General features: G+C 64.4%; 10 protein-coding genes. 2 read left to right on the top strand and 8 right to left on the bottom strand.

Annotation, left to right across the window (positions count from 1 at the left end; genetic code table 11):
* From Q1J95_RS10855 to Q1J95_RS10845, 3 genes are all read right to left on the bottom strand, one after another.
* Nucleotides 1-602, bottom strand: a 602-nt coding sequence (locus Q1J95_RS10855) for a GIY-YIG nuclease family protein (RefSeq protein ID WP_300267529.1), incomplete at its 3' end; no start/stop codon positions are given.
* On the bottom strand, nt 602-3,487 hold the full coding sequence (gene uvrA / locus Q1J95_RS10850) for an excinuclease ABC subunit UvrA (protein WP_300267528.1): 2,886 nt from the start codon (nt 3,485-3,487) through the stop codon (nt 602-604). The genes uvrA and Q1J95_RS10855, both read right to left, overlap by 1 nt.
* 90 nt (nt 3,488-3,577) lie before the next feature.
* Nucleotides 3,578-4,015, bottom strand: coding sequence for a MarR family transcriptional regulator (locus Q1J95_RS10845; RefSeq protein WP_300267527.1), 438 nt, complete (start codon nt 4,013-4,015; stop codon nt 3,578-3,580).
* A gap of 44 nt (nt 4,016-4,059) precedes the next feature.
* Between Q1J95_RS10845 and Q1J95_RS10840 the strand changes: the two genes are divergently transcribed.
* Nucleotides 4,060-4,302 (top strand): hypothetical protein, encoded by a 243-nt coding sequence (locus Q1J95_RS10840; RefSeq protein ID WP_300267526.1) that lies wholly within the window; start codon nt 4,060-4,062, stop codon nt 4,300-4,302.
* 1 nt (nt 4,303) lies between these two features.
* Here the strand turns inward: Q1J95_RS10840 and Q1J95_RS10835 are convergent, their stop codons facing one another.
* Nucleotides 4,304-4,582, bottom strand: coding sequence for a TfoX/Sxy family protein (locus tag Q1J95_RS10835; RefSeq protein WP_300267530.1), 279 nt, complete (start codon nt 4,580-4,582; stop codon nt 4,304-4,306).
* 65 nt (nt 4,583-4,647) lie between these two features.
* Nucleotides 4,648-6,723, bottom strand: coding sequence for an excinuclease ABC subunit UvrB (gene uvrB / locus Q1J95_RS10830; RefSeq protein WP_300267525.1), 2,076 nt, complete (start codon nt 6,721-6,723; stop codon nt 4,648-4,650).
* 54 nt (nt 6,724-6,777) lie between these two features.
* On the opposite strand from uvrB, the gene Q1J95_RS10825 reads away from it, so the two are divergent.
* Complete coding sequence (locus Q1J95_RS10825; protein ID WP_300267524.1) at nt 6,778-7,419, top strand: DUF4126 domain-containing protein; 642 nt, start codon at nt 6,778-6,780, stop codon at nt 7,417-7,419.
* Here the strand turns inward: Q1J95_RS10825 and Q1J95_RS10820 are convergent.
* The 3 genes from Q1J95_RS10820 to rpsA all read right to left on the bottom strand — a co-directional run.
* On the bottom strand, nt 7,367-8,593 hold the full coding sequence (locus Q1J95_RS10820; protein WP_300267523.1) for an MFS transporter: 1,227 nt from the start codon (nt 8,591-8,593) through the stop codon (nt 7,367-7,369). The genes Q1J95_RS10825 and Q1J95_RS10820 overlap by 53 nt on opposite strands.
* Complete coding sequence (gene coaE / locus Q1J95_RS10815) at nt 8,590-9,189, bottom strand: dephospho-CoA kinase (RefSeq protein ID WP_300267522.1); 600 nt, start codon at nt 9,187-9,189, stop codon at nt 8,590-8,592. Before coaE ends, Q1J95_RS10820 begins: the two co-directional genes overlap by 4 nt.
* A gap of 156 nt (nt 9,190-9,345) precedes the next feature.
* On the bottom strand, nt 9,346-10,482 hold a 1,137-nt coding region (gene rpsA, locus Q1J95_RS10810), incomplete at its 5' end, for a 30S ribosomal protein S1 (RefSeq protein ID WP_300267521.1).

The raw sequence follows: 10,482 nt of genomic DNA, 5'->3' as shown, positions 1-10,482 counted from the left end.
GCGATGAAATCGTCGACCATGGCTCGGTGTTCTTCGATCGTCACCGTCATGGAGCACGGGCCGCCGCATTTGCCGATCTGGCCGGGAAAACAAGGGCGTCCGGTGGCCATCGCGCGTTTGTAGCTGGCGTCGCTGCACGTTCGGATCGGAAAGGCCTTGATCATCAGGTCGATCGTCTCGTGCACCGCCCACACCTTCGGGTACGGGCCGAAGTAGCGGGCGCGCGGGATCTTCCGGTTGCGCGTGACCAGCACTCGCGGAGCTTCATCCCCCAGTGTCACGGCCATGAAGGGGTATGACTTGTCGTCTTTGTAGCGGACGTTGAACGGCGGATCGAACTCTTTGATCCACATGTACTCCAGCTGCAGCGAGTCGACGTCGGTGGGGACGACCGTCCATTCCACCGATGACGCGGTCGTCACCATCCGCCGGGTGCGCTCGTGCAGCGTGTGCAGCGGCGCGAAATAGTTCGACAGTCGCTGGCGCAGATTCTTCGCCTTGCCGACGTAGAGCACTCGCCCCTCGGCATCCTGGAATCGATAGACCCCGGGATCGGTCGGAATCTCACCCTGCGCGGGTTTGTAGGGCAGGACGTCGGCCATCAGCCGGCCATCCGAGCCCCGCGCCCTCCGAGGATCTCGCTGAGGAACAGACCGGTGTGGCTGCCCTCGGCACGTGCGACCTGTTCGGGGGTGCCTGTCGCGATGATCTCGCCGCCTCCGGAGCCGCCCTCCGGGCCGAGGTCGACGACCCAGTCGGCCGACTTGATGACGTCGAGATTGTGCTCGATCACGATCACGGTGTTGCCCTTGTCGACGAGGCCGTTCAACACCTCGAGAAGCTTGCGCACGTCTTCGAAGTGGAGTCCGGTGGTCGGCTCATCGAGCACGTAGATGCTGCGGCCGTTGCTGCGGCGCTGCAGTTCTGTCGCGAGCTTCACGCGCTGCGCCTCACCGCCGGAGAGCGTCGTGGCCGACTGACCGAGCCGCACGTAGCCGAGGCCGACGTCGACCAGCGTCTTCATGTAGCGGTGGATCGCCTGGATCGGCTCGAAGAACTCGGCTGCCTCTTCGATCGGCATCTCGAGCACCTCAGCGATGTTCTTGCCCTTGTAGTGCACGGCGAGCGTGTCGCGGTTGTACCTCTTGCCATGACACACCTCGCAGTCGACGTAGACGTCGGGAAGGAAGTTCATCTCGATCTTGATCGTGCCGTCACCCGAGCAGGCCTCGCATCGGCCGCCCTTGACGTTGAAGCTGAATCGCCCCGGCAGGTAGCCGCGCACCTTCGCTTCCGGCGTCTCGCTGAACAGCGTGCGGATGCGGTCGAAAACACCCGTGTACGTCGCCGGGTTCGAGCGTGGCGTGCGCCCGATCGGCGCCTGATCGACGTGCACGACCTTGTCGAGGTTGTCGAGCCCGGTCACGCGGGTGTGCTTGCCCGCGACGGTGCGTGCGCCGTTGAGCTTGGTGGCGAGTACGCGGTAGAGAATGTCGTTGACGAGCGATGATTTGCCCGAGCCGCTCACACCGGTCACGGCCGTGAGCACGCCCAGCGGGAACTCGGCCGTGACGTTCTTCAGGTTGTTCGCGCGGGCGCCGACGACGCTGAGCATGCGCTTCTTGTTGATCGTGCGACGCTTCGTCGGGGTGGGAATCTCGCGTCGGCCGGCCAGATAGTCACCGGTCATCGACTCTGTTTCGTCGAGTAGCGCCGCATACGGCCCGGAATGCACGACAGACCCACCGTTGACGCCGGCGCCCGGGCCGATGTCGACGACCCAGTCGGCCGTCTCGATGGTCTCTTCATCGTGCTCGACGACGATCAGCGTGTTTCCGAGGTCACGGAGCGTTTGAAGAGTCTCGATGAGGCGGCGGTTGTCGCGCTGGTGCAGACCGATCGACGGTTCATCGAGCACGTAGAGCACACCGGTGAGGCCGGAACCGATCTGGGTTGCCAAGCGGATGCGCTGCGCCTCACCGCCCGAGAGCGACCCCGCCGCGCGGCTGAGGTTGAGGTAGTTCAAACCCACCTGCAGCAGGAAATCGAGCCGCAGGCGAATCTCACGCAGCACCTGCGCGGCGATCTTCGCCTCTCGTTCGCTCAGCGTCAGGGTGCTCATGAACGCGCTGGCATCGGAGAGGCTGAGGTGTGAGACCTCGGCGATCGAGCGTTCGTGGACTTTGACGGCGAGGACTTCCGGCTTCAGCCGGTCGCCGCCACACGCCGGGCACGGCACCTCGCGCAGATACTCGCCCCATCGCGCACGCTGCGTGTCGCTCTCGGCCTGGGCGTACTGACGTTCGATGTAGGGCACGACGCCCTCGAAGCCCGAGGCGTAGCGCATCTCGCGCCCGTAGCGGTTCTTCCATTTGACGGTGACTTTGTAGTTGTCGCCGCGCAGCACAGCGTCTTGCACGTCGACACGCAGGTCTTTCCAGGGGGTATCCAAGTCGAAATTCAGATCGCGCGCGAGACCTTCGAGCAGACGTTCGTAGTACTGGAACAGACCTTTTCCCTGCGTGGTCCACGGGATGATGGCGCCGTCGCGGATCGAGAGGTCTTCGTCGCCGAGCATGAGATCAACATCGACCGACATGCGTGTGCCGAGCCCCGAGCACGTGGCACAGGCACCGAACGGGGCGTTGAACGAGAAGGTTCGCGGCTCGATCTCGGTCAGGGCGATCGCGTGCCCATTCGGGCAGGCCAGCTTCTCCGAGTATGACTGCCAGGCTTCGTCACCCTCACGATCAACGAAGTTGATCTGCACGATGCCGCCAGCCAGGCCGAGGGCTGTCTCGACCGAGTCGGTGACGCGTCCGAGGATGTCGTCGCTGGCCACGAGCCGGTCGACGACCACAGCGATGTCGTGCTTGTAGCTCTTCTTGAGCTTGGGCGGTTCGGCGAGCTGGATGAGCTCGCCGTCGACGATGGCGCGCGCGTAGCCTTTCGCTCCGAGCTCGCGGAAGAGATCGACGAACTCGCCCTTCTTCTGCGAGACGATCGGAGCGACGATCTGGTAGCGGGTGCGCTCTTCGAGCTCCATGAGCTGGTCGGCGATCTGTTGCACAGTCTGACGCTGAATTCGTTCACCGCACTCAGGGCAGTGCGGAATGCCGATGCGTGCCCAGAGCAGACGCATGTAGTCGTAGATCTCGGTGATCGTGCCAACGGTCGAGCGCGGGTTGCGGTTCGTCGATTTCTGGTCGATCGACACGGCCGGGCTGAGCCCTTCGATGAAGTCGACGTCGGGGCGATCGACCTGGCCGAGGAACTGTCGGGCGTATGCGCTCAGTGATTCGACGTACCGACGCTGACCCTCGGCGAAGATCGTGTCGAACGCGAGGCTGGATTTTCCGGAACCGGACAGCCCGGTGAAGACGACGAGCGAGTCGCGCGGGATGTCGATGTCGACGTTCTTGAGATTGTGTACGCGGGCTCCGCGGACGCTGAGTTTTCCGGGGCTGGCTACGGGAACAATGGGCACCGGACAAGTCTACGAGGGGCCACAGACATTGGCTCCGCTCCCTCTCTCAGGAAGCATCGCACGCGCTGATTCACACCCAGCCAAGCGCGCTCACGCCGGTACGCGGCCGGCGAAGGGTGCCAGGCCGTCACGCAACGTCGCGATCTGCGCGACATCCATCCGCACCGCCGCCATGACCTGCCGCGGCACATCCACGGCGCGCTCTCGCAACGCCGTGCCGGCATCGGTGAGACGAATGTCGAGGCGACGCTCATCTTCGTTGCTGCGTTCGCGGGCGATGAGCCCCTCCTTCTCGAGGCGCTTGACCAGAGGCGATGCTGTCGCCGAATCGAGCGCGAGATCGGCGGCGAGGTCGTTGAGGCTGCGCGGTGAGCGTTCCCAGAGGGCCAGCATGACGAGATACTGCGGATGCGTCAGCCCGAGCGGTTCGAGGATGGGTCGGTAGATCGCCACGACGTTGCGAGCAGCCGTCACCAGCGAGAAGCAGAGTTGGTTCTCGAGCTTGAGCATGTCGTCGGAATCTGTCACAGCTCGACTATACATCCGCACTAATAGTTAGTACACTAAGCAACATGCCACGCAACCCCGACCGAGTGCCGCTTCGCACGCAAATCCGCGAGGCGGGTGGCTTGTACCGCTGGTTCAATACCAACCTCATCAAGCTGGCTGGCCCCGCCTCCGTGGGGCCGTATGAGGCGACACCCCCGCCCACTGCCGCGCAGCGTTCAGAGCGCGCGTGCCCGCTGTGCGGTCGGCCGATGGCGGAGCATGTGATCGATCGGTCAGGCCCGAAGCCGTTGATGCACTGCCCGTAAGCTAAGCCGCCGCGCTCTCTCGGGCGGCATCGACCCAGAACATCAGCGCCTCGTCGTCTGCGATGGCCGCGGCGGACACATCGAGCCAGCTCGGCCCCATCGATTTCGCGCCCATCACGGCGATGGCGACGCCTGGTTCGGTGAGCAGTTCGGCGCCCTTCTCAGCAGTGACCCGTACGAGTAACACGCCCTCTTTGCGCGCGCCGACGAGGATTCGGCCGTTGAGGAGGAAAGCCCGGGTGCCGAACATGCGCTTCTCCTCGAGGCCGGATTCTGACATCAATAGGGCACGAACACGATCTGCGAGTTCCGTTCCTGCAGCATCCATCGTCGATTCCCTCGGCCTCAGGCATGCCCTGCGCGCTCCATGGCGCGCAGCTCTTTCTTGAGGTCTTGCACCTCGTCGCGCAATCGGCCGGCGAGCTCGAACTTCAGCTCTGCCGCAGCGGCGAGCATCTGGTCGGAAAGGTCTTGGATCGTCGCTTCGAGCTGCTCTGCCCCCTCCGAGGCGATGCCTTCGCGTCGCAACCGCGGGGTCGGGCTCTTCCCCTTGCCAGAGCTCGCGTTTCCTCGCGAGCTGAGCATGTCTCGCGTATCGGATGCTTCACGCGCCAGCACGTCGGTAATGTCGGCGATCCTCTTGCGCAGCGGCTGCGGGTCGATGCCCTTTTCCTTGTTGTACGCGATCTGCTTCTCGCGGCGCCGATCTGTCTCTTCGATCGCCTTCGTCATCGAGTCGGTCATCTTGTCGGCGTACATATGCACCTGACCGGAGACGTTTCGCGCCGCGCGACCGATCGTCTGGATGAGAGAGGTGCCCGAGCGCAGGAACCCCTCTTTATCGGCATCGAGGATCGCGACCAGCGATACTTCCGGAAGGTCGAGACCTTCTCTGAGCAGGTTGATGCCGACGAGGACATCATAGACACCAGAGCGCAGTTCACTCAGCAGCTCGACGCGACGAAGCGTGTCGACATCGGAATGCAGGTAGCGCACGCGCACCCCGTGCTCACCAAGGAAGTCGGTGAGCTCCTCGGCCATCTTCTTCGTGAGTGTCGTCACCAGGACGCGTTCGTCGCGTTCGGCACGCGCCCGGATCTCTTCCAGCAGGTCATCGATCTGCCCCTTGGAGGGCTTGACGATGATCTCGGGGTCGACCAGGCCGGTCGGGCGAATGATCTGCTCGACAACGCCGTCCGCAATGCCCATCTCGTAGTTACCCGGCGTGGCCGACAGATACACCGCCTGACCGATGCGGTTCTTGAACTCGTCGAAGCGCAGCGGTCGGTTGTCCATCGCGCTCGGCAGGCGGAAACCGTGATCGACGAGCGTGCGCTTGCGCGAAGCATCCCCCTCGTACATGGCGCCGATCTGCGGCACGGTGACGTGCGACTCATCGATCACCAGCAGGAAATCATCAGGGAAGAAGTCGAGCAGTGTGTGCGGTGGTTCGCCCGGCTCACGCCCGTCCATATGCCGTGAATAGTTCTCGATGCCGGAGCAGAAGCCCAGTTGCTGCAGCATCTCGAGATCGAAGCTCGTGCGCATGCGCAGTCGCTGCGCCTCGAGCAGCTTGCCCTTCTTCTCGAGCTCGGCCAAGCGTTCGATGAGTTCGTCTTCGATGGTTCCGATCGCTCGCTGGACGACATCGGTGCCGGCAACGTAGTGGGACGCGGGGAAGATCGGCACCGCATCGAGCTTCTCGATCACGTCTCCGGTGAGCGGATGCAACGAGTACAGCCCCTCGATCTCGTCGCCGAACAACTCGATGCGGATCGCGTGTTCTTCATAGACCGGGATGATCTCGATCGTGTCGCCGCGCACGCGGAAGTTCCCGCGGGAGAAATCGACGTCGTTGCGGTTGTACTGCATTGCAATGAACTGGCGGATCAGCGCGTCACGGTCATAACGCTCCCCCACCTGCAGGGCGACCATCGCACGCAGGTACTCTTCTGGCGCGCCCAGACCGTAGATGCACGACACGGTGGAGACCACGACGACGTCGCGTCTGCTGAGCAGCGAGTTCGTCGTCGAGTGCCTGAGCCGCTCGACCTCGGCGTTGATCGAGGAGTCTTTCTCGATGAACGTATCGGTCTGCGGCACATATGCCTCGGGCTGGTAGTAGTCGTAGTAGGAGACGAAATACTCCACCGCGTTGTTCGGCATCAGCTCGCGAAACTCATTCGCCAGCTGCGCGGCAAGCGTTTTGTTATGCGCGAGCACCAGCGTCGGTCGTTGCACCTGCTCAACCAGCCAGGCTGTCGTCGCTGATTTACCGGTACCGGTGGCGCCGAGCAGCACGACATCCGTCTCGCCCGCGTTGATGCGTGCGGCCAGTTCGGCGATCGCTTGCGGCTGATCGCCCGCGGGAGCGTATTCGCTGACGACCTCGAAGGGGCGGACGTTGCGCGTGGTTTGCATCTCTCCAGCGTAGGCGGAGCATCCGACATCGGCGTCGCCGCCTATAGTAGGGCCGTGATCGAGTTCGTGATCGGCTCCAGCCTCGCAGCATCCGCGGGTCTCAATGCCTGGATGCCCCTGTTTCTTCTCGGGCTCGCCGACCGTCTCATTCCCGCCGTGTCGCTGCCGGCGGGGTGGTCGTGGATCTCGAGCGATGTCGCACTGTGGATCCTCGGTGCGCTGTTGGTGGTCGAGATCGTGGCAGACAAAGTTCCGGCGCTCGATTCGATCAATGACGTTGTGCAGAGCGTTCTGCGCCCCGCCGCGGGTGGCATCGTGTTCGGTGCGGGAACGAACGCCCAGACAGTCGCCGTCGATGATCCGGCCGCGTTCTTCTCGGAGAACACCTGGGTGCCGATTGTGACCGGTATTGTGATCGCCCTCATCGTCCACGTGGCGAAGGCGAGCGCTCGCGTCGCGGCCAATGCCGTCACGGGCGGGGTCGCAGCTCCCGTGCTCAGCACGACAGAGGACGGAGCATCCTTCGCTCTGGCAGCTTTCGCGATCGTGATTCCGATCGTGGCAGGCATCCTCCTGCTCGCCCTGATCGTCGCCGTCGTCGCAATCGTGCGTCGGCGACGCCGCCGCACGCGCGAGCACGCGGTCAGTCGGGACTCGCCTCCGAACCCTCAGAGCGCAGCAGAACCGCCGCGATAGTTCCCGCGAGTAGCGCCATCGCGATGATGATCGCCAGGAACCAGGCCCAGCCCGCCTCGCCGAATACGAGGCCCAGCGCCCACCCGAACACACTCGAACCCGCGTAATAGGCGAAGTAGTACAGCGAAGCGGCCTGTGCCCGGCTCGTCGGCTCGGCGATCACCGGGCTCCAGCTCGACGCGATCGCGTGCGCGCCGAAGAATCCGGCCGTGAAGACGACGAGACCGATGATGACGACGATCGACGATGTCGCGAACATGAGCATGGCGCCGGACATGGCAACGCCGATCGAACCGAGAAGTATGTTGCGCCGCCCGAATCGTGTCGCCAGCGAGCCCGCCCAGGGCGAGGAGACGGTTCCCGCCAGATAGGCGAGAAACAACAGCGTGATAAGCCAGACCGGCAGGAGAAACGGCGGTGCGATCAGGTGGAAGCCGAGGTAGTTGTACACCGCGACGAAAGCTCCCATGAGGAGGAACGCCTGCGCGTACAGCGCCAGAAGCCCTCCGGAGCGCAGGGGTCTGATGAGTCGCGCGACCATGCCGGGTCCGACATCCGCGCGCATCCGTCCGGGGGTAAACCGACGCGCCTTCGGAACCAGCCAGAGAAACAGCGCAGCAGCCGTGGCGCAGAAGAGGATGACACTCCACACACCGACCCGCCAATCGAACAGTTCCCCGATCGGCCCGGCGACCAGGCGACCGGAGAGCCCGCCCACGGTCGTTCCCGCGGTGTAGCTGCCCGCAGCCGCTGCGACGTGGCGCGGGTGCACCTCCTCGCTGAGGTAGGCCAGGGCCACAGCGGGCACGGCCCCCAGCGCTAAACCTTCTCCGAGCCGCAATGCGAGAAGCATGACGATATCGGAACTCAGCGATCCGGCGAGGCCCAGCACCGTCGCTGCGATGATGCCGATCGCCATGGCCGGCACCCGCCCGAGCCGGTCGGCGACAAGAGACCACGGGATCACCGCCACCGCGATACCGAGGGTGGCGGCTGAGACTGTCAGAGCTGCCGTCGAGGGTGACACGCCCAGGGCGTCAGAGACCTGTGGCAGAACGGCCTGCAGTGAGTACAGCTGCGCGAAGGTGGCGACGCCGGCAAAGAACAGACCGGCGATGAGCCGGCGATACGACGGGGTCTTGGGGAGGTGACCGCTGAAATCTTCCGTGGTCACTCCTCTGCGAGCCGGAGCCACAGAGCATCGACCTGGTCGCGGGTCTCACCCAGTGTTCGGGACGTGTCGATGACCACATCAGCCAGCGCGCGGCGCTGTTCATCGGAGATCTGCGCCGCGATACGACGTCGGGCGTCCTCCTCGTCCATGCCTCGCAGCTCCACCATCCGGGCGACACGCAGTTCTGCCGGGGCATCCGCGACGACGATCAGGTCCCACGGGTCATCCGCTCGCGTCTCCGCTAACAGCGGGACGTCATAGACCACGAGCGCTTGCGGATTCTCCGAGAGCGCCTCGCGGAAGCGGCGCTCCGACTCGGTGCGGACTGCCGGATGCACGATGCCGTTGAGCGTCTGTAACGCCTCGGAATCGCCGAACACGCGCGTGCCGAGCGCGGCACGATCGAGTTCGCCGTCTGCGCGGATGACGTCTCTGCCGAAGGCCTGCTCAATGGATCTCAACACGGGCGACCCTGCGGTCTGCACGTCGCGGACGATGGCATCTGCATCCACCACGATGGCGCCATGCTCAGCTAGCCGGGACGCGATCGTCGACTTGCCGGATGCGATTCCGCCGGTCAGAGCGATGAGAGGCATGTCTCCATCCTGGCACGGTCGGATGCCGCGGCGATTCCATCGGATGCTGCGCTGACACGGCTGGGCGGCGGCATCCGGTTGGTCAGCATATGCGAAACGAGCCGCCACCCGCTGCCTGTCAAGGCGGGGTGGCGGCTCGTTTCAGAGCGTCAGCGCTTAGGAGTTGCCGCCCGAGAGCTTCTCGCGGAGGGCAGCGAGAGCCTCATCGTCAGCAAGGGTGCCTGCACCGGTGGCGTCGTTCGTGAACGCCTGTCCTGCAGCGGCGCCGAAGTCGTCGCCGGCAGCAGCCTCGGCTTCGGCCGCCTTGGCGACCGCAACCTTGTGCGCTTCCCAACGAGCCTGGGCTGCAGCGTACTCCTGCTCCCATGCCTCGCGCTGTGCGTCGAAGCCTTCCTTCCAGGCGCCGGTCTCGGCGTCGAAGCCCTCGGGGTACTTGTACTCGCCGTTCTCGTCGTACTCGGCGAGCATGCCGTACAGGGCCGGGTCGAACTCGGTGCCGTTGGGGTCGACCGACTCATTGGCCTGCTTGAGCGACAGCGAGATACGGCGACGCTCGAGGTCGATGTCGATGACCTTGACGAAGACCTCTTCGCCGACGGACACGACCTGCTCGGCCAGCTCAACGTGCTTGCTGGAGAGCTCGGAGATGTGAACGAGGCCCTCGATGCCGTCTGCGACGCGCACAAACGCACCGAACGGAACGAGCTTGGTGACCTTGCCCGGTGCGATCTGGCCGATCGCGTGAGTGCGGGCAAAGACCTGCCACGGGTCTTCCTGCGTCGCCTTCAGCGACAGGGAGACGCGCTCGCGATCGAGGTCGACCTCGAGGATCTCGACGGTGACCTCCTGGCCGACCTCGACGACCTCGCTGGCGTGCTCGATGTGCTTCCAGGACAGCTCGGAGACGTGGACGAGACCGTCCACGCCACCCAGGTCGACGAACGCACCGAAGTTGACGATCGACGAGACCTGGCCCTTGCGGACCTGACCCTTGTGCAGGTTGTTGAGGAAGTTCGAGCGCGACTCGGACTGCGTCTGCTCGAGCAGTGCACGGCGGCTCAGAACGACGTTGTTGCGGTTCTTGTCGAGCTCGAGGATCTTCGCCTCGATCTCCTGGCCCAGGTACGGGGTCAGATCGCGGACGCGGCGCAGCTCGATGAGCGATGCCGGCAGGAAGCCACGCAGGCCGATGTCGACGATGAGTCCACCCTTGACGACCTCGATGACCGTACCGGTGACGACGCCGTCGTCTTCCTTGATCTTCTCGACGTCGCCCCAGGCGCGCTCGTACTG

The sequence above is a fragment of the Microbacterium sp. genome, assembly GCF_029263575.1.
In the GTDB taxonomy this organism is placed as follows: Bacteria; Actinomycetota; Actinomycetes; order Actinomycetales; family Microbacteriaceae; genus Microbacterium.
The sequence above is the reverse complement of the archived record's forward strand: the minus strand, read 5'-3'. Positions and strand labels throughout refer to the sequence as shown.

Coding starts and splice junctions, on each gene's coding strand:
- coaE (WP_300267522.1), bottom strand. CDS start 9,189: ATGCCTCTCATCGCTCTGACCGGCGGAATCGCATCCGGCAAGTCGACG.
- uvrB (WP_300267525.1), bottom strand. CDS start 6,723: ATGCAAACCACGCGCAACGTCCGCCCCTTCGAGGTCGTCAGCGAATAC.
- Q1J95_RS10840 (WP_300267526.1), top strand. CDS start 4,060: ATGCCACGCAACCCCGACCGAGTGCCGCTTCGCACGCAAATCCGCGAG.
- Q1J95_RS10835 (WP_300267530.1), bottom strand. CDS start 4,582: ATGTCAGAATCCGGCCTCGAGGAGAAGCGCATGTTCGGCACCCGGGCT.